Origin of the sequence: Nostocoides sp. HKS02, from assembly GCF_009707485.1 — a bacterium.
Lineage (GTDB): Bacteria > Actinomycetota > Actinomycetes > Actinomycetales > Dermatophilaceae > Pedococcus.
The window spans coordinates 95,721-119,923 of sequence record NZ_CP046121.1; the positions used below are offsets into that span (position 1 = coordinate 95,721).

The 24,203-nt window shown below is 71.5% G+C and carries 21 protein-coding genes and 1 pseudogene; 8 read left to right on the plus strand and 14 right to left on the minus strand.

From position 1 onward, the window contains the following. Positions 1–7: 7 nt before the first annotated feature. The 6 genes from GKE56_RS00440 to GKE56_RS00465 are packed head-to-tail and all read right to left on the minus strand — an operon-like array spanning position 8 to position 6,585. On the minus strand, positions 8–1,720 hold the full coding sequence (locus GKE56_RS00440; RefSeq protein ID WP_154685527.1) for a phospho-sugar mutase: 1,713 nt from the start codon (positions 1,718–1,720) through the stop codon (positions 8–10). A gap of 16 nt (positions 1,721–1,736) precedes the next feature. Then, the gene (locus tag GKE56_RS00445; protein WP_154682886.1) at positions 1,737–2,588 is read right to left on the minus strand and encodes a purine-nucleoside phosphorylase; all 852 of its coding nucleotides are present in this window, start codon (positions 2,586–2,588) and stop codon (positions 1,737–1,739) included. 38 nt (positions 2,589–2,626) lie between these two features. After that, positions 2,627–3,724: an ABC transporter ATP-binding protein gene (locus GKE56_RS00450; RefSeq protein ID WP_154682887.1), complete on the minus strand. Its 1,098-nt coding sequence runs from the start codon at positions 3,722–3,724 to the stop codon at positions 2,627–2,629. Further along, a complete protein-coding gene (locus tag GKE56_RS00455) occupies positions 3,721–4,578 on the minus strand; it encodes an ABC transporter permease (RefSeq protein ID WP_154682888.1) in 858 nt (285 codons plus the stop codon). The genes GKE56_RS00450 and GKE56_RS00455 overlap by 4 nt, the downstream gene beginning before the upstream one ends. Then, positions 4,575–5,459: an ABC transporter permease subunit gene (locus tag GKE56_RS00460; RefSeq protein WP_195908196.1), complete on the minus strand. Its 885-nt coding sequence runs from the start codon at positions 5,457–5,459 to the stop codon at positions 4,575–4,577. Before GKE56_RS00460 ends, GKE56_RS00455 begins: the two co-directional genes overlap by 4 nt. Then, positions 5,452–6,585, minus strand: coding sequence for an ABC transporter substrate-binding protein (locus tag GKE56_RS00465; RefSeq protein WP_154682889.1), 1,134 nt, complete (start codon positions 6,583–6,585; stop codon positions 5,452–5,454). Before GKE56_RS00465 ends, GKE56_RS00460 begins: the two co-directional genes overlap by 8 nt. A 157-nt stretch (positions 6,586–6,742) precedes the next feature. Between GKE56_RS00465 and GKE56_RS00470 the strand changes: the two genes are divergently transcribed. Beyond that, positions 6,743–8,149, plus strand: a complete 1,407-nt coding sequence (locus tag GKE56_RS00470) for an NAD(P)H-quinone dehydrogenase (protein WP_154682890.1) — start codon at positions 6,743–6,745, stop codon at positions 8,147–8,149. Positions 8,150–8,245: 96 nt separating this feature from the next. Next, positions 8,246–8,704 carry an antitoxin gene (locus tag GKE56_RS00475; RefSeq protein WP_154682891.1) on the plus strand — a complete coding sequence of 153 codons (459 nt, stop codon included), beginning with the start codon at positions 8,246–8,248 and terminating at the stop codon, positions 8,702–8,704. A gap of 25 nt (positions 8,705–8,729) precedes the next feature. Here the strand turns inward: GKE56_RS00475 and GKE56_RS00480 are convergent, their stop codons facing one another. Next, positions 8,730–10,535, minus strand: a complete 1,806-nt coding sequence (locus tag GKE56_RS00480) for a biotin carboxylase N-terminal domain-containing protein (RefSeq protein ID WP_154682892.1) — start codon at positions 10,533–10,535, stop codon at positions 8,730–8,732. 102 nt (positions 10,536–10,637) lie between these two features. Here GKE56_RS00480 and GKE56_RS00485 point away from each other — a divergent pair, with 102 nt between their 5' ends. Further along, positions 10,638–11,498 carry a tryptophan 2,3-dioxygenase gene (locus tag GKE56_RS00485; protein WP_154682893.1) on the plus strand — a complete coding sequence of 287 codons (861 nt, stop codon included), beginning with the start codon at positions 10,638–10,640 and terminating at the stop codon, positions 11,496–11,498. A 28-nt stretch (positions 11,499–11,526) separates the two neighbouring features. Here GKE56_RS00485 and GKE56_RS00490 read toward each other — a convergent pair whose 3' ends face one another. After that, positions 11,527–12,906 carry a glucose-6-phosphate dehydrogenase gene (locus GKE56_RS00490; RefSeq protein WP_154682894.1) on the minus strand — a complete coding sequence of 460 codons (1,380 nt, stop codon included), beginning with the start codon at positions 12,904–12,906 and terminating at the stop codon, positions 11,527–11,529. Between the two features lie 93 nt (positions 12,907–12,999). Between GKE56_RS00490 and GKE56_RS00495 the strand changes: the two are divergent. Both GKE56_RS00495 and GKE56_RS18000 read left to right on the plus strand, forming a co-directional pair. Continuing rightward, positions 13,000–13,641 (plus strand): annotated as a pseudogene (locus GKE56_RS00495) (PfkB family carbohydrate kinase); the annotation flags it as partial. Positions 13,642–13,678: 37 nt separating this feature from the next. Then, positions 13,679–13,966, plus strand: a complete 288-nt coding sequence (locus tag GKE56_RS18000) for a PfkB family carbohydrate kinase (protein ID WP_370518501.1) — start codon at positions 13,679–13,681, stop codon at positions 13,964–13,966. Positions 13,967–13,972: 6 nt separating this feature from the next. Here the strand turns inward: GKE56_RS18000 and GKE56_RS00500 are convergent, their stop codons facing one another. Genes GKE56_RS00500 through GKE56_RS00510 form a run of 3 tightly spaced genes read right to left on the minus strand, consistent with a single transcriptional unit; the run spans position 13,973 to position 16,150 of the window. After that, positions 13,973–14,677 carry a M50 family metallopeptidase gene (locus tag GKE56_RS00500; RefSeq protein ID WP_230209071.1) on the minus strand — a complete coding sequence of 235 codons (705 nt, stop codon included), beginning with the start codon at positions 14,675–14,677 and terminating at the stop codon, positions 13,973–13,975. Positions 14,678–14,718: 41 nt separating this feature from the next. Then, a complete protein-coding gene (locus tag GKE56_RS00505) occupies positions 14,719–15,717 on the minus strand; it encodes an NAD-dependent epimerase/dehydratase family protein (protein ID WP_154682895.1) in 999 nt (332 codons plus the stop codon). Positions 15,718–15,760: 43 nt separating this feature from the next. After that, on the minus strand, positions 15,761–16,150 hold the full coding sequence (locus tag GKE56_RS00510; RefSeq protein ID WP_154682896.1) for a MerR family DNA-binding transcriptional regulator: 390 nt from the start codon (positions 16,148–16,150) through the stop codon (positions 15,761–15,763). Positions 16,151–16,257: 107 nt separating this feature from the next. Here GKE56_RS00510 and GKE56_RS00515 point away from each other — a divergent pair, with 107 nt between their 5' ends. Together GKE56_RS00515 and GKE56_RS00520 are read left to right on the plus strand one after the other, a co-directional pair. Then, positions 16,258–17,439 carry an acyl-CoA dehydrogenase family protein gene (locus GKE56_RS00515; RefSeq protein ID WP_154682897.1) on the plus strand — a complete coding sequence of 394 codons (1,182 nt, stop codon included), beginning with the start codon at positions 16,258–16,260 and terminating at the stop codon, positions 17,437–17,439. 84 nt (positions 17,440–17,523) lie between these two features. Further along, positions 17,524–19,080 (plus strand): acyl-CoA carboxylase subunit beta, encoded by a 1,557-nt coding sequence (locus GKE56_RS00520; RefSeq protein WP_154682898.1) that lies wholly within the window; start codon positions 17,524–17,526, stop codon positions 19,078–19,080. Positions 19,081–19,098: 18 nt separating this feature from the next. Here GKE56_RS00520 and GKE56_RS00525 read toward each other — a convergent pair whose 3' ends face one another. Genes GKE56_RS00525 through GKE56_RS00535 form a run of 3 tightly spaced genes read right to left on the minus strand, consistent with a single transcriptional unit; the run spans position 19,099 to position 23,392 of the window. After that, positions 19,099–19,758 (minus strand): nucleoside triphosphate pyrophosphatase, encoded by a 660-nt coding sequence (locus GKE56_RS00525; protein WP_230209072.1) that lies wholly within the window; start codon positions 19,756–19,758, stop codon positions 19,099–19,101. Positions 19,759–19,768: 10 nt separating this feature from the next. Then, positions 19,769–21,643 carry a Na+/H+ antiporter gene (locus tag GKE56_RS17030; RefSeq protein WP_154682899.1) on the minus strand — a complete coding sequence of 625 codons (1,875 nt, stop codon included), beginning with the start codon at positions 21,641–21,643 and terminating at the stop codon, positions 19,769–19,771. Positions 21,644–21,694: 51 nt separating this feature from the next. Next, positions 21,695–23,392 carry a DUF885 domain-containing protein gene (locus GKE56_RS00535; RefSeq protein ID WP_154682900.1) on the minus strand — a complete coding sequence of 566 codons (1,698 nt, stop codon included), beginning with the start codon at positions 23,390–23,392 and terminating at the stop codon, positions 21,695–21,697. Between the two features lie 99 nt (positions 23,393–23,491). Between GKE56_RS00535 and GKE56_RS00540 the strand changes: the two genes are divergently transcribed. Further along, a complete protein-coding gene (locus GKE56_RS00540) occupies positions 23,492–24,169 on the plus strand; it encodes an MOSC domain-containing protein (protein WP_154682901.1) in 678 nt (225 codons plus the stop codon). Positions 24,170–24,203 lie beyond the last annotated feature (34 nt).

Genomic DNA, 24,203 nt, shown 5'->3' on the forward strand with positions numbered 1-24,203 from the left:
CGGTGTCTCAGAGTGTGGTCAGCGCACCCATGGCCTCGCGCACGCGTGCCAGCCGGGCCGCCGCAGCCGCCTTGGACTCGGCGAGCGCTGCAGCGTCGGCCACCGGCTCGATGACCTCGAGGTAGACCTTGAGCTTGGGCTCGGTGCCCGAGGGGCGCACGATGACGCGCGAGTTGTCCTCGAGGTAGTAGCGCAGGCCGTCGGTCGGTGGCAGGCGGTCGCTGCCCAGCGCGAGGTCGTCGGCACGGGCGACGGACAGGCCGGCGATGGCCTGGGGAGGGTTCTCGCGCAGCCTGGCCATCACGGTGCCGATGAGCGACAGGTCGGCGACCCGGACCGAGAACGCATCGGTCGCATGCACGCCATGGGCCACCGCCAGCTCGTCGAGCCGGTCGGTGAGGGTGCGGCCCTGCGCCTTGAGGGTGGCGGCCAGCTCGGCCATGAGCAGGCAGGCGCTGACGCCGTCCTTGTCGCGGACGTGCCCGGGGTCGACGCAGTAGCCGAGGGCCTCCTCGTAGCCGTAGCGCAGTCCCTCGACGCGCGCGATCCACTTGAACCCGGTCAGGGTCTCCTCGTGGCGGATCCCGGCCGCCGAGGCCATCGCGGCGAGCAGCCGGGAGGAGACGATCGAGCACGCGAAGACGGCGTCGTCGTCGACACCGCGCTCCAGCACGTGCGACCCCAGCAGTGCGCCCACCTCGTCGCCGCGCAGCATGTGCCACTCGCCGCCGTCGGGGACGGCCACGGCGCAGCGGTCGGCATCGGGGTCGTTGGCGAGCACGAGGTCGGGATGGGTGGAGCGGGCGAGGTCGAGGGCCGCGTCGATCGCCCCGGGCTCCTCTGGGTTGGGGAACGAGACCGTCGGGAAGTCGGCGTCAGGGTGCTGCTGGCTCTCCACCGGGGTGGGGGCGGGGAAGCCGGCGAGGTCGAACACCCGCAGCAGGGTGTCGCTGCCCACGCCGTGCAGGGCCGTGTGGACGACCGACAGGTCGCGGGGGCTCTCGGGGGCCACTACGGCCGCGGTCGCCTCGAGGTAGGCCGCGAGAACGTCGTCCCCGAGCGTCTCCCAGCCGTCGTCGGCCAGGGGGACGTCGGCCACCGCCGCGATGCGCGCGATCTTGCGCCCGATCTCGACGTCGGCGGGCGGAACGATCTGGGATCCGTCGCCGAGATAGACCTTGTAGCCGTTGTCCTGGGGTGGGTTGTGGCTCGCGGTGACCATGACGCCGGCGTCGGCACCGAGGTGTCGGATCGCGAACGCCAGCACCGGCGTCGGGAGGGTGTGTGGCAGCACCGCGGCCCGGCCTCCGGCCCCGACGACGACGGCAGCGGTGTCGCGCGCGAACACGTCGGAGTTGCGTCGGGCGTCGTACCCGATGACGACGAACGGCTCGGGTGCCGTGGCCTTGAGGTATGCCGTGAGCCCGGCAGCCGCGCGGATGACCACGGAGCGGTTCATCCGGTTCGGGCCGGCCCCGAGGGCGCCGCGCAGGCCGGCGGTCCCGAACTCCAGCAGGCCCGAGAAGCGGTCTGCCAGGTCGGCCACCGCGGCCGCGTCGCCCTGCTTCGCCTTGGCGAGGGCGGTTCCGAGCTCGACCCGGGTCTCGTGGTCCGGGTCGTCGTCCACCCAGGCCTGTGCCGCGTCGATGAGCTCCTGGGCGAGCGTCTCGGCAGCCGAAGGCGCCGTCGTCCCGTTCCGTCCGTGCCGCGCGGCATACATCATCGTGGTGGTCCTCTCAGATCGTGGCGACGACGGCGGCCAGGAGCCGGCCGCAGCGCTCGGCAGCTGCCTGGCCCGCCTCGAGGACCTCCTGGTGCGACAGTGGCTGGTCGCTGATCCCGGCGGCGAGGTTGGTCACGAGGGAGATGCCCAGCACCTCGAGGCCGGCCTGACGGGCAGCGATGGCTTCCAGCGTCGTCGACATGCCCACGAGGTCACCCCCGAGGATCTTGGCCATCTGCACCTCGGCAGGCGTCTCGTAGTGCGGGCCGCGGAACTGGACGTAGACGCCCTCGTCGAGGTCGGCGTCGACCTCGCGGGCCAGGGCACGCAGCCGGGGCGAGTAGAGGTCGGTGAGGTCGACGAAGTTCGCGCCCTCGATCGGGGAGTGGGCGGTGAGGTTGAGGTGGTCGCGGATGAGGACCGGGGTGCCCGGCGACCACGCCGGGTTGAGCCCTCCGCAGCCGTTGGTGAGGACGATGGTGGAACAGCCGGCCGCGGCGGCCGTGCGCACCGCGTGGACGACCGAGCGGACACCCTTGCCCTCGTAGAAGTGGGTGCGCGTGCCGTAGACCAGGGCGCGGCGACCGGTGTCACCGATGGCCACCGAGCGCATGGTGCCGGAGTGGCCTGCCACGGCGGCCTTGGCGAAGCCGGGGACGTCGGCGTTGTCGATCGTGGTCAGCGTCTCGCCGATGAGGTCGCCGGTCTGGCCCCAGCCGGAGCCCAGCACGAGCGCCACGTCATGGCGCTCGGTCCCGGTGCGTTCCGCGATGACCGCCGCGGCGGCTCGGGCGACGTCGAAGGGGTCGGTCGCGGGGTCGGACAGGTCGGGGGCGCCGGCTGACGTGCGGCTCTGCTCGCTCACTCCCGCAGACTACCGACCAGCGGGAGCGGCCACGCACCTCAGTCGGCGGCCACCGCCAGGGCGGGGACGCCGGTCGGCCGGACGTTGACGGGGTCACCCGGGCTGAACTGGGCCACCGTCGCGCTCGGCACCTGCACGAGGACGGTGTCCGCGCCGTCCCGCCCAGCGGCCGGCACGGACACCACGACTCGTCCGTGTGCACCGAGGAAGCTGGCGCTCACGACGGTGCCGGCGCCGTCGCCGTCGCCACCGGTCGGGCCGGACTGCACGGCGAGGTGCTCCGGCCGGACGAGCACCGTGACCGGCCCGGCCGACGCCGAACCGGGCAGCAGCGGGACCGCCGCCCCCAGCACGGTGGCGCCGTCGCCGGACGCCGTGCCACGCAGCCGGTTGGTCACGCCGACGAAGTCCGCCACGAACTCGGTCGCCGGCTGGGAGTACAGCTCCTGGGGTGGGGCGATCTGCTCGAGGCTGCCACTGCGCATCACGCCGACCCGGTCGGCGACGGCCAGCGCCTCCTCCTGGTCGTGGGTGACGAACAGCGTGGTCGTGCCGACATCGAGCTGGATGCGCCGGATCTCGTCGCGCAGCTGCACGCGGACCTTGGCGTCGAGGGCCGAGAGCGGCTCGTCGAGGAGCAGGACCTGCGGCTCGATGGCCAGGGCGCGGGCCAGGGCGACCCGCTGCTGCTGACCGCCCGACATCTGGTGGGCGTACCGGTCGGCCTGGCTCGAGAGGCCCACCAGCTCGAGCATCTCGGCGGTCCGCTTGCGACGTCGCTCAGCGGCGTGGCCGCGCAGCTGGAGGCCGAACTCGACGTTCTGCCGCGCCGTGAGGTGGGGAAAGAGGCTGTACGCCTGGAAGACCATCCCCATGTCGCGCCGGTTGGTCGGAACGCGGGTGATGTCCTTGCCGCCCACCTCGATCCGGCCGGCGTCCGGGTCCTCCAGACCGGCCAGGCATCGCAGCGCCGTCGTCTTGCCACAGCCGGAGGGGCCGAGCAGTGCGACGAGCTCGCCAGGAGCGAGGTGCAGGGTGAGGTCGTCGAGGGCGACGACCGGACCGTAGGTCCGGCGCAGCCCGGTGAGCTCGACGCCGACGCCGGCGGATGCACTCGGGGCACTCAGGGCACTCATCGGGTCTCCTTGCGGTTGCGGCGCAGGCGGGCCAGCGGGGCGACGGCCCCGCGCTGGCCGCCCACGAACGACATGGCGAACAGGACCAGGAAGGCGAAGACGAGCGAAGCCAGGCCGACAGCGACCGAGATCTGCGCGTCGGACTTGCCCAGCAGGAACATCGCCACCTGGAGGTTGGTGCGGCTGAACAGGTTGGCGATGGTGAACTCGCCCAGGGTGAGGGCCACTGCGAGGAAGGATGCCGACAGCACGGCGGTGCGCAGGTTGGGCAGGATGACCCGCGCCATGACCGTCGGCCAGCTCGCCCCGAGCGAGCGCGCGGCCTCGCTGAGCGTGCGGACGTCGATGGCTCGCAGTCCGGCGTCGATGGCGCGGTACGCATAGGGCAGCACCAGTACGACGTAGGCGAAGGCCAGCCAGATCGTCGCGCCGCCGAGGAAGTAGGTCACCCAGGCGTAGACCGGGGTGAGGCCCACGACGAGCACGATGGCCGGCACCGTCAGCGGCAGCAGGCAGAGGAACTCGACGGTGCGCGTCGCCCCCGGGACCCGCAGCCGGACCCAGGTCATCGTCGGGACGAGCAGGACGAGCATGATCCCGACCGTGAGCACCGCCAGACCGACCGAGGCGAGGAAGCCTGCCTGCAGGTCGGGGTACCGCTGGGAGATCGCAGGGAAGTTGAGCAAGGTGGTCCACGTCTGGAGGCTGCGGTTGCCCGAGGCGTCGCGGGTCGTGAAGTCCAGGCTCGCGACCAGCGGGGTGAAGAAGAAGAGCAGGACCACGGTGACGACCACCCACCGCAGGACGTCCTGGCGGCGGCGGAAGGCCGCCCGCTGCCCCCGGCCGCCGCTCATCGGACGAGCCACCGCGACGCGCGCCGGTCGAGGATGACGTAGGCCGTCATGACGACGGCGACCACGACCACCATCTCCAGGGCCATCGCCTTGCCGACGTTCTCCTGGCCGAGGATGACCTCGGAGGTGAAGGTGCCGCCGATCTCGAGGGGTAGCAGGGGTGACCCCTGCGAGACCAGGGCCGCGGCGGTGGCATACGCGCTGAACGCGTTCGTGAACAGCAGCAGCAGACCGCCGATGAACGAGGGCATGAGGATCGGCGCGGCCACCTTGCGCCAGTAGAGGAAGGTGCTGCCCCCCAGCGTCTCCGTCGCCTCCCGCCACTGTGGCTTGAGCCCCTCGACGGCCGGGAGGAAGACGATGAGCATCAACGGGATCTGGAAGTACAGGTAGACGAGCATCAGGCCCTTGTCCCACTCGTACAGCCAGAGGCCGCCGCTGGAGTCGAGGCCCGCGCTCGTGAGGACCTTCGTGAGGTAGCCGGTGGCGCTGAAGGTGGCGAGGAAGGCGAAGGCCAGTGCGACGCCACCGAACTGCGCGAGCACGCCACACAGCGAGGTGATGAACTTCTTGAGGACCCCGCCGGGTCTCCCGGTGGACACGGCATACGCGAGGAGGGCACCGATCACCGCGCCGGCCAGCGCGGTCACCGCCGAGAGCACCACCGAGTGCCACAAGGCGGTGGTGACGGCCGGCTGGCCCAGCGCCCGGAGGTTGGACAGGGTGAACCCGCCCTTGCCGCCGACGAAGGCCCCGATGACGACGACCAGCGTCGGGATGATGAGGAACACCGCGACGTAGGCGAAGAACGGGACGACGCCGAGCAGGGCGCCCGATGGCCGGCGGCCACCGAGCGCCCTGCGAGCGGGTCGGTCAGCCAACGGCGTTGGCCCAGTTCGCGGCGAGGTACGCCTTCGCCTTGTCGGAGTCCGCCTGGGTGGGGATGGTCGGCGTGCCGGAGACCTGCGGCAGCGCTGCGGCGGCCGTCTGGTCCAGCGTGCCGGCCGTCTTCATCGCGTCGAACCGGACGGGCCGGGCGCCACCCTTGAGCCAGAGGTTCTGGCCGTCGTCGGAGTAGAGGAACTCCTGCCACAGCCGGGCCGCCGCGGGGTGCGGGGCGTCCTTGCTGATGGCCTGCACGTAGTAGCCGCCGAGGACGGCGTTCTGCGGCACGAAGACCTTCCAGGTCTTGACCTTGCTGCTCTGCGCGGCGTTGAGGTAGTCCCAGTCCATGACGACGGGGGTCTGCCCCGAGACGATCGTCGCAGGCGTGGGGTCGACGGGCAGGAAGTTGCCCGCGGCCTTGAGCTGCTTGAAGAAGTCGACACCCTTGGTCACGTCGCCGGCGGTGCCGCCGTTGGCCAGCGAGGCCATCTGGACCCCGGCGAACGCCGCCCCGGCCTTGGTCGGGTCACCGTTGAGGGCGACCTTGCCCTTGTATGCCGGCTTGAGCAGGTCCGCGAGCGAGGTCGGCGCGGGCACCTTGGACGAGTCGTAGCCCACCGACATGTAGCCGCCGTAGTCGTTGACCCAGGTGCCGTTCGCGTCCTTGAGGGTCGCGGGGATGGAGTCGAAGGTGGCCACCTTGTAGGGGGCGAACATGGTCGTGTTGGCCGAGGCGACCGAGGTGCCGAGGTCGAACACGTCGGGGGCGCCGGGCTGGCCCTTGAGGCGCTGCGCAGCAGAGATCTCGTCCGCGCTGCTCGCGTCGGGCTGGGCACTGTTGACCTTGATGCCGTACTTGTCACCGAAGGCCTTGATGATGGCGCCGTAGTTCGCCCAGTCCGGGGGCAGTGCGATGACGTTGAGCGTGCCCTCCTTCTTCGCGGCGGCGACGAGCTTGTCCATGCCGCCGAGGTCCTTCGCGGAGGTCGCCGAGGCGGCGCCGGCGCCGCTGGTCGAGCCGCCGCCCGAGGTCGAGGCCGGTGGTGAACAGGCCCCCACGACGAGGGTGGTGGCCACGGCGAGGGTGACGCACCAAGGGGTGTACGGGGTTCGCGCTCTCATCTGTCCATCCTGAGGTCCTGGCCCGAGGCGACGGGCGGCGAGTGTGCCGACGCGGACAGTATGGCCTTTGGGCGACCGGTCGGCGCGAGAACTGCAAAGGGCTGGTGAACACGCCGTGGCCAATGGTGCCCGGCTCGCGGATGGTTGGATAGGGCCTGTGAATGCGCGCGGAGCCTCGGTCGTCATCCTCGGAGGGGGTCCGGGCGGGTACGAGGCCGCCCTGGTGGCCGCCCACCTCGGCGCGGCCGTCACGGTCGTCGACCGGGACGGACTCGGCGGCGCCGCCGTGCTCACGGACTGCGTGCCCAGCAAGACGCTGATCTCCACGGCCGACTTCATGAGCCAGTTCGAGACCGCTTCCGACCTCGGGGTGCACCTCGAGGACCAGGAGGGCGACGAGGTCTCCGACTCCGTCGCCGAGCTCGTCGCGGTGAACCGCCGCGTGCTCGCGCTGGCCGCTGCGCAGTCCCGGGACATCGGCGCCCGGCTCGCCGCCGACGGCGTCACCGTCCTCGCGGGGTCCGGCCGCCTGGTGTCGGCCAGCGAGGTCGAGGCCACCCTCGCCGACGGCTCGACGCAGACCCTGCGCGCCGACGTCGTGCTCGTCGCCACCGGCGCCACCCCGCGGGTCATGGCCACGGCCCAGCCCGACGGCGAGCGCATCCTCACCTGGCAGCAGATCTACTCCCTGGCCGAGCTGCCCGAGCACCTGATCGTGGTCGGGTCCGGTGTCACCGGTGCCGAGCTCGCGCAGGCCTATCTCGGCCTCGGGGGCCGGGTCACCCTCGTCTCGTCGCGTGACCGGGTCCTGCCCGGCGAGGACGCCGACGCCGCCACCGTCATCGAGGACGTCTTCCGCAAGCGCGGCATGGAGGTGCTCGGGCGCTCGCGCATGGCTGCCGTCACCCGGACGGCCACCGGGGTGGTCGTCCGGCTCGTGGACGGCCGTGAGGTCGAGGGCAGCCACGCCCTGCTGGCCGTCGGCTCGGTCCCCCAGACGGCGGGAATCGGTCTCGAGGAGGCGGGAGTCACCCTCACTGAGTCCGGTCACGTCGCGGTGGACCGCGTCTCGCGTACGTCGGTGCGCGGCGTGTATGCCGCGGGCGACTGCACCGGGGTCCTGCCGCTGGCGTCGGTGGCCGCCATGCAGGGCCGCATCGCGATGGCCCACGCCCTCGGTGACGCCGTGGCGCCCCTCAACCTGCGCGCCGTGTCCGCGAACATCTTCACCGACCCCGAGATCGCGACGGTGGGCTTCTCGCAGCAGGACCTCGACGAAGGCCGCATCGACGCGACCGGCGTCATGCTCCCGCTGGCTACCAACCCGCGCGCCAAGATGCAGGGCATCACCGACGGCTTCGTCAAGCTGTTCGCGCGCCGCGGCACGGGGACCGTGGTCGGTGGTGTGGTCGTGGCGCCCCGGGCCTCGGAGCTGGTCTATCCGGTGACCCTGGCCGTCCAGCACGGACTGACCGTCGACCAGCTGGCGGGCACGTTCACGGTGTACCCCTCGCTGTCGGGGTCCGTCGCCGAGGCCGCCCGGCAGCTGCACCACCCCGAGTAGCGAGCCGCACCGTTCCCGCCCATCGGCGCTAGGGTCGAGCGACAGTGACCGACGAGCGCGACCAGCTGGGCGCGCCAATCCAGGAGGGGCAGACCGATGACCAACGGCTGGCTGGACAAGGTGAAGGACTACGTCAAGGGGAACCCGCAGCAGGCGGACTCGGCCCTGGACAAGGTCGAGGAGATCATCGACACCAAGACCGGGGGGAAGTACGCCGACCAGGTCGACCGGGGCAGCGACCTGCTCCGCGAGCAGCTCGGCCTTCCCCCGGACCAGGCTCCCGCGCCGGCCGACTCGACGCCCGCTCCCGCATCCCCGACCCCGGCGCCCGACCCGCCACCGGCCCCTGCGCCCAACCCGTCACCGGCTACGGACGACCCCCAGCTGCCGAGCGAGGGAGACGGGCCCCTTACGCCCGGCGGGCCGCAGCGCCCCGGCGAGCCGGGCGGACCGCTCCAGCCCGACCTGCGCCCGGACCAGGCTCCGGCCCACCCTGGCGGCGACGACCCGCTGCCGGAGGGCGGTCCGACCCAGCAGGGCAGCCCGACTCCCTGACCCAGGACGCCGGAACCCGCCGCGATCAGTCCTTGATCTCGGCGATCACGGCGCCGTTGGTGACGGTCTGGCCGACCTGGGCGGCGAGGCCGGTGATGGTGCCGGCCTTGTGGGCGTTGATGGGCTGCTCCATCTTCATCGCCTCGAGGACGACGACGAGCTCGCCCGCGGCGACCTCCTGACCCTCTTCGACCGCGATCTTGACGATGGTGCCCTGCATCGGCGCGGTGAGCGCGTCGCCTGATGCCGCGGCACCGGACTTGGCGCCGCCCGAGCGCCTGGGTGCCTTCTTCTTCGCCGCAGCGCCGCCGCCACCGAGCGCGAGGCCGCCGGGCAGGACGACCTCGAGTCGCTTGCCGCCGACCTCGACCACGACGGTCTGCCGGTCGCCGCCGTCCTCGGGCGCCTCGCCCAGTGGACCGGCATACGGGGGGATCTGGTTGTCGAACTCGGTCTCGATCCAGCGGGTGTGCACCGAGAACGGCGTGTCGCCCTCGGGGGCGAATGCGGGGTCCTCGACCACGACGCGGTGGAACGGCAGCACCGTCGGCATGCCGTCGATGACGAACTCGGCCAGCGCCCGCCTGGCCCGCTCGAGGGCCTGGTGCCGGTCGCGGCCGGTGACGATGAGCTTGGCGAGCATGGAGTCGAAGGCGCCGCCGATGACGTCACCGGCGACGACGCCGGAGTCGAGCCGGACCCCGGGTCCGGATGGCGGCTCGAACACGGCCACGACGCCGGGGGCGGGCAGGAACCCGCGGCCGGCGTCCTCGCCGTTGATCCGGAACTCGAACGAGTGCCGCACCGCGGTGGGGTCGTCGTAGCCGAGGTGCTCGCCGTTCGCGATGCGGAACTGCTCGCGGACCAGGTCGATGCCGGTGACCTCTTCGGTGACCGGGTGCTCGACCTGGAGGCGGGTGTTGACCTCGAGGAAGGAGATGGTGCCGTCCTGGCCGACGAGGAACTCACACGTGCCGGCGCCGGTGTAGCCGGCCTCGGCCAGGATCGCCTTGGAGGCGCGCACGAGCTCGGCGTTCTGCTCCGGGGAGAGGAAGGGTGCGGGGGCTTCTTCGACGAGCTTCTGGTGGCGGCGCTGCAGCGAGCAGTCGCGGGTCGAGACCACGACGACGGCGCCGTGCTGGTCGGCGAGGCACTGGGTCTCGACGTGGCGGGGCTTGTCGAGGTAGCGCTCGACGAAGCACTCGCCGCGCCCGAACGCGGCGACCGCCTCACGGGTGGCCGAGTCGAACAGCTCGGGGATCTCCTCGAGGGTGCGCGCGACCTTCAGACCGCGACCGCCACCGCCGTATGCCGCCTTGATGGCGACGGGGAGGCCGTGCTCCTTGGCGAACTCGACGATCTCCTCGGCCGTCTCGACCGGGTCGGACGTCCCGGCCACCAGCGGGGCGTTGGCCCGGGCGGCGATGTGCCGGGCCTTGACCTTGTCGCCGAGGGAGTCGATGGCCTCGGGGGAGGGGCCGATCCAGGTCAGCCCGGCGTCGATGACGGCCTGGGCGAACGAGGCGTTCTCGGCGAGGAAGCCGTAGCCCGGGTGCACCGCGTCGGCGCCGGACCGCTTCGCCACGTCCAGGAGCTTGTCCTGGACCAGGTAGGACTCGCCAGGGGTCGAGCCGCCCAGCGCGTAGGCCTCGTCGGCCACCTTCACGTGCAGCGCGTCCCGGTCCGGGTCGGCGTAGACCGCGACCGACCCGATCCCGCTGTCCTTGCACGCGCGGGCGATCCGCACTGCGATCTCACCACGGTTCGCGATGAGGACCTTGGAGATGGGGCGGGAGGCCGGGTTCGTCGTGGACTCGGAAATGGGCGCCATGCGCCGGAGCCTAGCCCGTTTCCGGGCCGTTTCGGTCACCCCCGGGTGTGGCCTCGCCAACACTCGCACGGCACTCGCAGGGGGAGGCGATAGGTTGCGCGCATGAGCGTCAGCGATGAGGACCAGCGGGCCATCCGGCCGATCGAGGACGGCGTGCAGCGGGACTTCTCCGCCGCCATGTCCTACGGCGACTACCTCGGGCTCGACCAGCTCCTGAGCGCCCAGCACCCTCGCTCGGTGCCCCCGCAGCACGACGAGCTGCTGTTCATCATCCAGCACCAGACGTCCGAGCTGTGGCTCAAGCTGATGCTCCACGAGCTGCGCTCGGCGCGGTCACTGCTCGCCTCCGACGACCTCGCCCCGGCGCTCAAGCGGATGGCGCGGGTCAAGCACATCCAGCGCACGCTGACCGACCAGTGGTCGGTGCTGGCGACCCTGACGCCGAGCGAGTACGCCGAGATCAGGCCGTTCCTCGCGACGTCGTCGGGGTTCCAGTCCTGGCAGTACCGTGCGGTCGAGTTCCTGCTCGGCAACAAGAACGCGGACATGGTCAAGGTCTTCGACCACGACGAGGCAGCGCGCGCGATGCTCGCCGAGCTCCTCGCCGAGCCGAGCCTCTACGACGAGTTCCTGCGTTACCTCTCGCGGCGCGGGTATGCCGTGCCCGCCGATCTGCTCGAGCGCGACTTCACCCAGCCGTACCGGTTCAGCGAGGCGCTGGTCGACACCTTCGCCGGTGTGTACGCGGCGCCGCACGAGCACTGGGGCGTCTACGAGACGTGCGAGGAGCTGGTCGACATCGAGGACAACTTCCAGCTGTGGCGGTTCCGCCACCTGCAGGTCGTCACGCGCACCATCGGCCACAAGAAGGGCACCGGCGGCTCGTCGGGCGTCGACTTCCTGCGCCGGGCCCTCGACCTGACCTTCTTCCCCGAGCTCTACGCCGTGCGCGCCCGCGTCTGAGGGGTGACGTCCTGCTGCGGGGTTGCCCCTACGGCGCGAGCCAGCCGTCGGGACCGGCGGATCCGGCGGCATACGTCTCCAGGGGCACCGTGTCGTCCGCCCAGGCCTTGATGACCGGCGCCATGACCCGCCAGCACTCCTCGGCGGCATCGCCGCGCACCGTGAGCAGCTGGCTCCCGTCGAGGATCTGCGCGAGCACCTCGCCGTAGGGCTGCATCCGTGGCGCGGCCAGCGTGGCGGTCAGGGTCTTCTGCTCCAGGTCGATCGGGTCGCCCTCGGCGTTCATCGTCAGCGTGAGCGACACCGCCCCGGGCTTGAGGTCGATGGTCAGCCGGTCCCCGCCCGAGCCCCCGGAGAATCCGGTCGGCAGGTGCGGGACGTCCCGGAAGTGGGCGACGATCTGCTTGCGCGGAGCGCCCAGCGCCTTCCCGCTGCGTAGCACGAAGGGCACGCCGGCCCACCGGCTGTTGGCGACCTCGAGGGTGACCTGGGCCAAGGTCTCCGTGGACCTCTTCGGGTCGACCCCCACCTCCTTGGCGTAGTCCGGCACCGTTCGGCCACCGAGCGTCCCCTCGGTGTAGCGCGCCCGCCGGGACGACCGCTTGGGTGAGCCGCCCCAGACCCGCGTGGCGCGCAGCACCTGGGCCTTCTGGTCCTGCAGCTCCCGGGCGTCGAGGGCGGCGATCGACTCCATGGCGAAGAGCGCGAGCACCTGGAGCAGGTGGCTCTGCAGCATGTCCTTCAGCGCCCCCGCGGTGTCGTAGTAGCCCGCCCGTCCCTCCAGCGCGAGGTCCTCGTCGTAGACGATCTCGACGCGTTCGATGTGCTCGGCGCTCCAGATCGGGGCGAGCATGCGGTTCGCGAAGCGCAGGCCGACGAGGTTGAACACCGTCGCGACGCCGAGGAAGTGGTCGATCCGGAAGATGTCGTCCTCGGCGACCACCTTGTGCAACAGCGCGTTGAACCGCACCGCCGTCGCGTGGTCCGTGCCGAACGGCTTCTCCAGCGCGAGCCGGGTGACCTCGGGCAGGTCGACGTGCTGGAGCAGGTCACAGACCTTCATCGTCACCTGCGGGGGCAGGGCGAAGAAGATGACCAGTGGACCGGGGCCGCAACCGTGGACCAGCTCGCGCAGGGCGGTCTCGTCGAGCAGGTCGGTCTTGACGTATGCCGTGTGCTTCGTGACCGCGCTGGTGACCTTCGCGGGTGGCTTGGCACTGGCGAATGCGTCCTTGACGCGGCTGCGCCACTGGGCGTCGGTGAAGTCGACGCGGTCGGCGCCGACGACGCGAACCTCGCGGTCGGGCTCGACCGCGAGCAGACTGGCCAGCCCGGGCAGGAGCAACCGGTGGGTCAGGTCACCCCCGGCGCCGAGGATGAGCAGGGTCGTCTGCGGTGCGCTCGCCATGCCGTGCAGCATTCCACGCCGCACCCGGCGGCATCGGCCCGCCCGCGGTCTCGTCGGAGCGCCCCGTCAGCCCACGCGGCATACTCCCTCACCATGACCACCCACGAGGGCGCCTTGAACACCGTGCCCACCCCCCGGGTGATCCACACCGCGCAAGCCCTCGTTGACGAGGTGGTCGTGGTGGACGCGCTGCCGGTGCGCGGTGGCAACGCGGTGGCGCACTCCTACGCGCGCTATGCCGGGGGAGCGGTGAACATCCTCGTCGCGGCGGCACGCTCCGGCGCATCCGCGGTGCTCGCCGGGTCGGTGGGGACCGGCCCCAACGGCGACCTGGTGCGGTCGGCGCTGGCGGCGGAGGGAGTCGCCGTGAGCAGCCCGGCTGTCGCGGAGCTCGACACCGGCATCTGCGTCGTCATGGTCGAGCCGAGCGCGGAGCGCACCTTCGTGACGACCCAGGGCGCTGAGCGTCGCATCAGCCTGGAGTCCCTGCAGACCTCGGCGCCCGTGCCCGGCGACCTAGTCTGCGTGAGTGGCTTCTCGCTGGTGGGCCGCACCCGCGACCCGCTCCTGGGCTGGCTCGCGGGCCTCGCGCCCGGGGTGGTCGTCGTGCTCGACCCGGGCGCGGCCTTCGCAGGGCTGCCCGAGGCAGTGCAGCGGCGCGTGCTCGCGCGCACAACGGTGTGGACCACCAACGCCCAGGAGGCCGAGCAGCTCACCGGACACGCCGACCCCGTGGCCTCGGCCGCGGCGCTCGCGCGTCGGCTGCCGGCCGATGCCGTCTGCATCGTCCGCGACGGGCCCAACGGGTGCCAGCTGCGCGAGGGGGAGCCGCTCGGCACACCTGCCCGGTCATCCGCAGGAGGCGATCGACACCAACGGCGCCGGGGACACCCACACCGGGGTGCTCGTCGCGTGCCGTGCGGCCGGCTCGGACTGGGACACGGCGGCGCGCCGGGCCAATGCGGCGGGGGCGATCAAGGTGACGCGGCGCGGTCCAGCCACCGCGCCGACAGCGGCGGAGATCGACGCCTTCCTCGCCGGGCGGGACGCGTCGGCGTAGGCGTCGTCACTGCCAGACGCTGACAACCTCACGGACGGCCAGGGCGGTGGCGCCGGCGCAGACGAGGATGAACGAGCCGTTCCACACGGTGCGCGGGATGTGCGTCAGGGTGGCGAGGACCGCTGGGTCGCTCGTGCGGGTGCGCGAGCGCAGCACTGCACCGAGATGTCGCCACGCCCCCACGAGCAGCACGGTGCCGGACGCGACGAGCGCCTGTGCCTGCACCGCGTCATCACGCCACCACCAGAGGGTGCCGGTCGCGACGAGCGCCGTCAGCATCACGACCGCAGTGAGCAGGGAGCGCACCCGGACCAGGGCGAGGACCAGGACGACGACCACGAGGGTGAGGGCTGGTGCCGCCCAGCCACGACCTGCCGTCCAGATCAGCACCGCGCCCACCACGGCCGGCGCGGGGTAACCGGCCCAGGTCGACAGGATCCGGCCCGGGCCGCGCGAGGGCCCGACGGTGACCGCGTGCCCGGACATGTCGCCCCGCAGCATGAAACCCGTGAAGCGCCGTCCCACGGCCAGGCCCACCATGGCGTGACCGAGCTCGTGGACGAGAGTCACCGCCAGTCGCAGGACCTGCCAGACGGCGGGCACGGCCACGACGATGACGGCTGCCACCAAGGCCACGGTCACGGCTGACGCACTCATGGCGACCTGACCCGTCGCGGGTTCCAGCCGGCTGCGCACGCTTTCCCAGTCCACGGCGGCGAACCTAGCCGACCGCGCCGTGCGGGCCCCGGCGGCTACCGGCGGGCGGTGCGATGGGCTTCGACGAGGCGGTCGTAGATCGCATCGACCCTTTCATCGACCTGGCGCCGGGCCGGGTCGGCGTCGTGCCAGGCGACGATCTCCCGGGCGCCCTGCGCGAACGGGACCGTGGCCGTCCAGCCCGGCACCCGCGACCGGATCTTGCTGTTGTCGAAGACCATGGAGTGCGCCTTGTCGCCGAGCAACGAGGACCCGAAGTCGGCGTCCACGGCGGCGATGGCCTCGGACGGGACGTGCACCAACCGGGGCTCGACCCCGGCGGCCTCGGCGAGGTCGGTGTAGATGCGGTTCCACGTCGGTGCCTCGTCGGAGGTGATGTGGAACGCCTCGCCCAACGCGTCGCGCCGTCCCAGCAGCCCCACGAAGGCACGGGCGAAGTCGGTGTGGTGGGTGATCGTCCACAAGGAGGTGCCGTCGCCGTGGACGACGACCTCCTGGCCGCGACGCATCCGCTCGACCACGGTCCACCGGCCCTCGAACGGCGGCAGGGTGTGGTCGTAGGTGTGCGAGGGGCGCACGACGGTCGTCGGCAGCGCGGCGTCGCGATAGGCCCGGACCAGCAGGTCCTCGCAGGCGATCTTGTTGCGGGAGTAGGCCCAGAACGGGTTGCGCAGCGGCGTGGACTCGGTGACGGGAAGCCTGTTCGGCGGCGTCTGGTAGGCCGAGGCCGAGCTGATGAAGACGTACTGCCCGGTGCGGCTGGCGAACTGGTCGAGCTGCTGCTGGACCTGGTCGGGGGTGAACGAGAGGAAGTCCGCGACGACGTCGAACTCGCGGTCGCCGACTGCTGCCCGCACCGCCTCGGCATCGCGCACATCCGCGTGCAGGACCTCGACCCCCTCCACTGGGGGATGGGTCGTGCTGGTGCCCCGGTTGAGCGCGGTGACCGCCCACCCCTGGGCCAGCGCCTCGCGCGTGCAGGCCGAGCTGATCACGCCCGTGCCGCCGATGAACAGAACTGACTGGGCACTCATGCGTCCACCCTAGGCCGGTCGGCGCCACCCATCGGAGCCTGGCTCAGCGCAACCGGGCCAGGTCCTCCTGGCAGCGCCGCTCGAACTGCTCGAGCTCGGTGAGGGCGTCCTCGAGGTCGCGGCGGCGCTGCTCGAGGTCGGTGCGGCGCTCGTCGATCTGGCCGAGCACGTACTCGAGCTGGCTCGCCTTGCCGCGGGGGCGGTCGTAGAGGTCGATGATCGTCCGGATCTCCTCCAGCGGGAAGCCGAGCCGCTTGCCGCGCAGGATCAGGGCCAGCCGGGTCCGGTCGCGACGGTGGTAGACGCGGGTGGTGCCCCGGCGCTCCGGCGTGATCAGGCCGAGGTCCTCGTAGTGCCGCACGGTGCGGTGCGTCACCGCGAACTCGTCCGCGATGTCCCGGATGGTCCACGTCTCACGCTCCGGGGCTGGCATACCGGTGAGTATTGCTTTACGTTTACGTCAACGTCAAGTAACTGACGGTATGCCGGGCGGTCGGGCGATCCTCGCGCCGCACCTACGACAACGAGAGTGGGAGCACGATGTTCGAGCTGAGCAAGGAGCACGAGGACTTCCGGAAGGTCGTCCGGGAGTTCGCCGAGGCCGAGGTCGAGCCGCACATCGCGAAGTGGGACAAGGACCACTACTTCCCGAGCGAGCTCGTGCCCAAGATGGGGGAGCTGGGCCTGTTCGGCCTCGTCGTGCCCGAGGAGTTCGGCGGTATGGGCGCCGACGGCGACTTCACCAGCCTCTGTGTCGCGATCGAGGAGCTCGGCCGGGTCGACCAGTCGATCGGCATCACGCTGTCCGCGGGCGTGGGCCTGGGCATCAACCCGATCCTGACCTACGGCACCCAGGAGCAGAAGGAGCGCTTCCTGCCCGACCTCGTCGCTGGCCGTGCGCTCGCGGGCTTCGGCCTCACCGAGCCCGACGCCGGGTCCGATGCCGGTGCCACCCGCACCAAGGCCACCCGTGACGGCGACGACTGGGTGGTGAACGGCGCCAAGGCGTTCATCACGAACTCGGGCACCGACATCACCTCGGTCGTGACCGTGACGGCCCGCACCGGCACCAACGATGACGGGTCCGCGCAGCTCAGCGCCATCATGATCCCTTCCGGCACACCGGGGTTCACGGTCGAGCCGGCCTACGACAAGCTCGGGTGGCACGCGTCCGACACCCATGGCCTGACGTTCGAGAACTGCCGCGTCCCGGCCGACCACCTGCTCGGCCGCGAGGGCGACGGGTTCAAGCAGTTCCTCAAGACCCTCGACGACGGCCGCATCGCCATCTCCGCGCTCGCGGTCGGCATGAGCCAGCGCATGCTCGAGGAGACGACCGAGTACGCCAAGACCCGCAAGGCGTTCGGCAAGCCGATCGGGGTCAACCAGGGCATCTCGTTCCAGATCGCCGACCTTGCCGTCATGGTCGAGGCCTCGCGCCAGTTGACCTACAAGGCCGCCTGGCTCAAGGACGAGCTGGAGCACGGCCGCCGCTCGGTCAAGGAGGTCAAGCAGGCGGCCGCCGTCTGCAAGCTCTACGCGACCGAGGCGGCCGTCACGGCGACCCGCATCGCGACCCAGGTCTTCGGCGGCAACGGCTTCATGGAGGAGTACCCCGTCGCCCGGTTCTACCGCGACGCGAAGATCCTCGAGATCGGCGAGGGCACCTCCGAGGTGCAGCGCATGGTGATCGCCCGGCACCTCGGCCTGCCCAGCGCATGACCACCGAGCTGCGAGAGGGTATGCCGGTGACCCCCACCACGTCGTCCGTCCCGTCCACGCCGTCGGTCCAGCCCCCCGTTCGCGGTGGGCGAGGACTCCGGCACCGATCCCAAGGTGACCGACGTCCGTGAGCGGCTCGCCGCGGCATACCAGGACTCGGCGGTTGCCACGGAGAAGGCTCAGGCCAAGCTCGACTCCCAGGCCAAGCTCTACGTACGCGACCGCATCGCGCTGTTGTTCGACGAGGGCAGCTTCGTCGAGGACGGCCGGTATGCCAACGCGACCGCCCAGGGCCTGCCCGCTGACGGTGTGGTGACGGGCCGTGGCACGGTCGACGGGCGCGCGGCCGTCGTCATCGCCAACGACCCCACGGTGAAGGCCGGTTCCTGGGGTGCGCGAACGGTCGAGAAGATCGTGCGCGCGACCGAGATGGCGTTGCGCGAGGAGCTGCCCGTCTTCTGGTTCGTCGACTCGGCGGGTGCGCGCATCACCGACCAGGTCGAGATGTTCCCCGGACGCCGCGGCGCGGGTCGCATCTTCCACAACCAGGTCGCGCTCTCCGGCAAGGTGCCCCAGGTCTGCTGCCTGTTCGGCCCCAGTGCCGCGGGCGGCGCGTACATCCCCTCGTTCACGGACCTGGTCATCATGGTCGAGGACAACGCGTCGATGTACCTGGGCAGTCCACGCATGGCCGAGATGGTGGTGGGAGAGAAGGTCTCGCTCGAGGACATGGGCGGGGCGCGGATGCACTGCACCGTGTCAGGGGTCGGCGACCTGCTCGTCTCCGACGACACCGAAGCCATCGAGCTGGCCAAGCTCTACTTCTCCTACCTCCCGACCAGCTGGCGCTCGGAGCTGCCGGCGTACGCGCCGGAGGAGCCCGCGACGCCGCTCACCCGGCACACGGTGCCCGAGCGGGAGAGCCAGCCGTTCGACATCCACGAGGTCATCGACGGCCTGGTCGACGACGAGTCGTTCTTCGAGGTCAAGCCGTTGTTCGCACCCGAGCTCGTGATCGGCTTCGGACGGATGGCCGGCGAGACCGTTGGCATCGTGGCCAACAACTCGATGGTCAAGGGCGGGGTGCTGTTCAGCGACAGCGCCGACAAGGCCGCGCGGTTCATCTGGCTGTGCGACGCATACTCGATCCCGCTGGTCTACCTTGCCGACGTCCCGGGCTTCATGATCGGCTCCGAGGTCGAGCGCGGTGGCATCATCCGGCACGGCGCGAAGATGGTGCACGCGGTGTCCTCGGCGACGGTCCCCCAGTTCTGCGTCATCGTCCGCAAGGCCTATGGCGCCGGGCTCTACGCCATGGGCGGTCCGGGTTTCGCCCCCGATGCGACCATCGCGCTGCCCACGGCACGGATCGCGGTCATGGGTCCGGAGGCCGCGGTGAACGCGGTCTACGCCAACAAGATCGCGGCGATCGAGGACGAGGCCGAGCGCGAGCAGTTCGTCCAGGACATGCGGCGCGAGTACGAGCAGGACGTCGACCTCGAGCGGCTGGCTGCCGACCTGGTGCTCGACCAGATCATCGAGGCGGACGCCCTGCGGGATGAGCTGCTGCTGCGACTGCGGTACGCCAAGGGTCGCGAGCGCCACTTCTCCACCAAGCGCCGCGACATCCCGCCGGTCTGAGCTTGCTCCACGGCTCGGCTAGGTGGGGATGCCCGACGCGCGGAGCTGGTGCCACAGCAGGCCGAGCTCGCCGAGCAGCTCGCGCAGCAGGGGCAGGGAGAGCCCGACGACATTGCTCGGGTCGCCCTCGATGGCCGAGACATAGGGCCCACCGAGCCCGTCGAGGGTGAACGCGCCGGCGACCCGCAACGGCTCGCCCGAGGCGACGTAGGCCTCGATCTCGGCATCGGTGAGGCGGGCGAAGTGCACGGTGGTCGAGGCGGTGGCGCCCAGGGTCGCACCGGTGCCGCCGAGGTCGCTGTCCCGCGTGTCGACGACCCAGTGGCCGGTGTGGAGCACGCCGGCGGTGCCGCGCATCCGCTGCCATCGGGCGACGGCCTCGGCAGCCGAGGCCGGCTTGCCGTGGACCTCGCCGTCGAGCTCGAGCACCGAGTCGCACCCCACGATGACCGCGTGGTCGATCTGGGCCGCGACGTCCTCGGCCTTGGCCCGGGCGAGGAGCAGGGCGATGTCCTCGGCGGCCAGCTCACCGTAGGTCGTGCGGGCGGCATCGAGGACCGCTGCCTCGTCGACCCCGCTGACCACGACGCTCGGGTCGATCCCCGCGGCGTGGAGCAGCTTCTTGCGTGCGGGGGAGGCTGAGGCGAGGACGAGGCTGATGGGTGCTGGGCTGGTCACCGACGTCACGCTAGCCGAGCTGCTCGTCGACGAAACACCATCGCCAGGACTCGCCGGGCTCGAAACTGCGCATGACCGGGTGGGCCGACTCGCGGAAGTGGGCCGAGGCGTGTCGCTGCGGTGAGGAGTCGCAACAGCCGACGTGGCCGCAGTCGAGGCAGAGCCGCAGGTGCACCCAGGTCGTGCCATCACGCAGGCACTCCTCGCACCCGTGCGGGCTCGTGGGTGCCACGAACCGGTTGTGGTGGGCGGCCAGGTGCTCGCACTCGTCCCCGGCGCGCTCTGGCGGCAGCATGGGCTCGTCGCGCAGCGCCTCGGTGCGGTCGTCGATGCGGTCGAGCATGGATTCCTCGATGTCGAGCTGGGCCATCACGTGGGCGAGTACCTCTTGGTCCACGATCCCCGCACCGCGGATGCGCAGCAACTCCGAACGTTCCGCCTGGAGCATGATCAGCCGCATCCGTCGGTACGTCTCGCTGGGCGTCTCGGCGCCGGCGCGCCCCTGACCGAGCCGCTCCCAGACGATGTTGGTGCGGTTCTCGGCCCGGTCGCGCAGGGTCTGGATGACGGTGGGGTCGGACTGGTCGCAGTCCTCCAGGGCCGCGATCCCGGCCGCCACGGACGCCTGGAGGATGGTCGCCTCCTGCAGGGCGTCCTCGCGCGGGTCGGGCCCGCGCACCCGCAGCCGGCGCGCCAGCCACGGCAGCGTCGTGCCCTGAACCACGAGGCTCGCCACGGTGACGAACATGGCCAGCCACACGAGCATGCCGCGCTGCGGGGTGTCGGCGGGGAGGGTCAGCGCAGCGGCCAGCGTGACCACGCCCCGCATGCCCGCCCAGGAGAGGATCGCGTTGTGCGCGCCCGACTGGCTCTCGCGAGTCGTCCGGTGCTTCACCAGCTGCTCCAGCCAGCGGACCGGGAACAGGTAGACCGGGCGGAGCACCGTCACCGCGAGGAAGACCGCGAGCGACACCCCGAGGACTCGAGGCCAGCCGAGTCCGGACCGCGCCACGTCGGCGACGATCCGGCGCATCTGCAGCCCGATGAGCAGGAAGACCGCGTGCTCGAGCAGGAACTGCACGGACGTCCAGTTGATCCGCTCGCTGAGCCGCGACGAGGCCGTCTGCACCATGGGTGACTTGTGGCCGAGGAGCAGCCCCGCTACGACGACCGCAAGCACCCCGGACCCGTGGAAGTGCTCGGTGGGCAGGTAGGCGAGGTACGGGACGATGAACGACAGCGAGGTGTCGAGCGCGGGGTCGGTCAGCTGCCGGCGCAGCAGCCCGATGACGAGTGCCACGAGCACCCCGAACCCGAGACCGAGGACCACGGCCGTCGCGAAGTCGAACACCACCGAGCCGAACGACACGGCCCCGACGGTCGTGAACGCGACGATCGCCGTGCGCAGGGAGACCAGCGCGGTGGCGTCGTTGACGAGGGACTCGCCCTCGAGGATGGTGACGACGCGGCGCGGCAGGCCGATCCGTCGCGCCACCGCCGACGCGGCGACGGCATCCGGGGGTGCCACGACCGCGCCGAGCGCGAAGGCGACGGCGAAGGGCACCGGCAGCAGCCACCAGGTGACCAACCCGACGCCAGCCGCGGTGAACAGCACCAAGCCCACGGACAGCGACAGGATCGCCGAGGTGTTGGCCCGGAAGTCCACGAGCGAGGTGCGGACGGCCGCGGCATACAGCAGGGGCGGGAGCAGCCCGATGAGCACCACCTGCGGGGTGAGCTGGGGCTCCTTGATGAACGGGACGTAGGACGCGACGATGCCCACGACGATCAGCACCAGCGGCGCGGGCGCACCGATCTTGCGAGCGAAGCCGGCGACGATGATGACGGTCGCCACGAGCACGACCAGGGTCAGGGCGAGTTCCACCTGCGCATCCTCGCACCTCGCGCAGGACAGGGCGCCCGCGCGAGACCCCGGTCAGCCGAGCTCGCCCAGGACCGCCTCGCGCAGGGTGTCGAGACCGACTCCGCCGATGTCGAGGGCGCGGCGGTGGAAGTCCTTGAGCGAGAACGCGTCGCCCTCACGGTCGCGCACCTGGTCGCGCAGCTGCATCCACAGGCGCTCGCCGATCTTGTACGACGGTGCCTGGCCGGGCCAGCCGAGGTAGCGGTCGAGCTCGAAGCGCAGCCACGCCTCGCCCTGGTTGGCGTGGGCGGTGAGGTACTGCCAGGCCTTGTCGTAGGTCCACTCGCCGCCGCCGACCTCCGCAGGCGCCTCGAAGCCGCAGTGCACGCCGATGTCGATGACGACCCGCGCGGCCCGCAGCGACTGGCTGTCGAGCAGCCCCAGCTTGTTGCCCGGGTCGTCCATGTAGCCGAGCTCGTCCATGAGGCGCTCGGCATACAACGCCCATCCTTCGCCGTGCCCCGAGGTCCACGCGGCCATCCGGCGCCACGAGTTGAGCAGCTCGGACCGGAACACCGTCTGGGCGACCTGGAGGTGATGGCCGGGCACCCCCTCGTGGTAGACCGTGGTCAGCTCCTTCCAAGTGCCGAACTCCGTCACGCCCTTGGGGACCGACCACCACATCCGCCCCGGTCGGGAGAAGTCCTCGCTGGGGCCGGTGTAGTAGATGCCGCCGGTCTGCGTGGGCGCGATGAGGCACTCGATGGTGCGCACCGGGTCGGGGATGTCGAAGTGCGTCCCGGCGAGGTTGGTGATCACCTCGTCGGCCTTGGTCTGCATCCACGCCTTGAGCTCGTCGGTGCCGTGCAGCTGGTATGCCGGGTCGGCCTCGAGCGCGGCAATGGCCTCCTTGACGGTGCTGCCGGGCGCGATCTGGTCGGCTACCCGCGCCATCTCGGCAGTGATTCGCTCGACCTCCTGCTGACCCCAGGCGTAGGTCTCCTCCAGGTCCACGCTCGCGCCGAGGAAGGCGCGCGAGAGCAGCTGGTACCGGTCGCGACCGCACGCGTCGGCCTCGGGGGCCTGCGGCAGCAGCTCGGACGACAACCAGCCACGCAGGTCGGCGTAGGCCGCGCGCGCCGACTCCACGGCGGTCGTGAGCTCGACCCGGGTGCCGTCGGCGAGGTCGCCGTCACCGGCCTTGGCGCCCTCGAGCAGGTTCGCGAAGTAGCCGTCGGCGGCGGTGAGGTCGGTGCACTGCGTGGCGCAGGCCTCGACCTGGCGCCGCGGTGCGACGTTGCCCTTGGCTGCTGCGCTGCGCAGGCTCTCCTTCCACTGCTCGAGAGCGGCCGGCACCTTCGCCAGGCGTCGGGCGATCACGCCCCAGTCCTCGTCGGTGTCGGTGGACATCAGGTCGAAGCAGCCGCGGATCTCCTGCAGCGGTGAGGCGATCACGTTGAGGGACATCTCGTCCAGACCCGCCTGGTGGGTCTCCTCGGCCAGGCCGAGCCGCTCGCGCATGGCCGCGATCGTCACCCGGTCGATGTCGTCCGCGGGCTCGGCCTGGTCGAGCGCCGCGAGCGTGCGGCGCCTCAGCTCGGCATGTGCCGCGTGACCCTGCGGCGAGAAGTCGTCGAGGTCCTCCTCGTGGCCGGGGATCCCCAGGTAGGTCGCCGTGATCGGGCTGAGGACCACGAGCTCGGCGAGGAAGGAGTCGGCGATGCGGTCGACGTCCGTGGTGGGACGTGCGGTGGAGGTCTCGGTAGTCACCCGAGGGAACGTACCTCAGGCTCCTGTCCGCGGCATCGCGAATAACCGCGTTCACGCGGACGATTCGCCCCCCTAGGCTGACCGGCATGGCCGCCCAGCTTGTTGTCCCTCAACGTCGGTACCCCGGAGCCCAACGCCGCGAAGCCGGTGGGTGTGACCGGCATACACAAGCGTCCGGTGGGTACCGCGGTGCTGCGGGCGCCGGGGCCCAAGCACGGCGGCCTCGGGAGCGGGGTCGAAGGGGACTTCCTGGGCGACACCCGGCACCACGGCGGGGACACCCAGGCGGTCTACGCGTTCGCCCGCGAGGAGCTGGACTGGTGGGCCGGCGAGCTCGGCCGGGAGCTGCCCAGCGGCACCTTCGGCGAGAACCTCACGACCCTTGGCCTCGACGTGGACGGCTCCCTGATCGGCGAGCGGTGGGCGGTGGGCGACACGGTGGTGCTCGAGGTGTGTGGGCCGCGGATCCCGTGCGCCACGTTCGCGGCCCGGATGGGGGAGCGCGGCTGGGTCAAGCGGTTCAGTGCCGTGGGTCGCACGGGCGCCTACCTGTCCGTGGTCACGGGTGGCACGGTGCGCCAGGGCGATGCGATCACGGTCGTCTCGCGGCCCGACCACGAGATCACGGTGCCCGACACGTTCCGGGCGTTCATGGGCGAGGTCGAAGCGGCGCAACGCGTGCTCGCTGCGGGCTGTCTGGTCGAGTCCGAAGCCGACGAGCTGCGCGAGCTGGTGGCTCGGCGCGGCTCGGGTGGCGGCGCAGAGCTGGAGTCCTGAGCGGCCGGCCAGCCCGGCCGGGCGGCCGGTGGCG

Bases quoted from the DNA above. Each gene is read 5' to 3' on its own strand.
- GKE56_RS00485 (WP_154682893.1), top strand. From the start codon at position 10,638: ATGAGCGTCAGCGATGAGGACCAGCGGGCCATCCGGCCGATCGAGGAC.
- GKE56_RS00450 (WP_154682887.1), bottom strand. From the start codon at position 3,724: ATGAGTGCCCTGAGTGCCCCGAGTGCATCCGCCGGCGTCGGCGTCGAG.
- GKE56_RS00515 (WP_154682897.1), top strand. From the start codon at position 16,258: ATGTTCGAGCTGAGCAAGGAGCACGAGGACTTCCGGAAGGTCGTCCGG.
- GKE56_RS00490 (WP_154682894.1), bottom strand. From the start codon at position 12,906: ATGGCGAGCGCACCGCAGACGACCCTGCTCATCCTCGGCGCCGGGGGT.
- GKE56_RS00455 (WP_154682888.1), bottom strand. From the start codon at position 4,578: ATGAGCGGCGGCCGGGGGCAGCGGGCGGCCTTCCGCCGCCGCCAGGAC.
- GKE56_RS00510 (WP_154682896.1), bottom strand. From the start codon at position 16,150: ATGCCAGCCCCGGAGCGTGAGACGTGGACCATCCGGGACATCGCGGAC.
- GKE56_RS00505 (WP_154682895.1), bottom strand. From the start codon at position 15,717: ATGAGTGCCCAGTCAGTTCTGTTCATCGGCGGCACGGGCGTGATCAGC.
- GKE56_RS18000 (WP_370518501.1), top strand. From the start codon at position 13,679: ATGCCGTCTGCATCGTCCGCGACGGGCCCAACGGGTGCCAGCTGCGCG.
- GKE56_RS00440 (WP_154685527.1), bottom strand. From the start codon at position 1,720: ATGTATGCCGCGCGGCACGGACGGAACGGGACGACGGCGCCTTCGGCT.
- GKE56_RS00475 (WP_154682891.1), top strand. From the start codon at position 8,246: ATGACCAACGGCTGGCTGGACAAGGTGAAGGACTACGTCAAGGGGAAC.
- GKE56_RS00465 (WP_154682889.1), bottom strand. From the start codon at position 6,585: ATGAGAGCGCGAACCCCGTACACCCCTTGGTGCGTCACCCTCGCCGTG.
- GKE56_RS00480 (WP_154682892.1), bottom strand. From the start codon at position 10,535: ATGGCGCCCATTTCCGAGTCCACGACGAACCCGGCCTCCCGCCCCATC.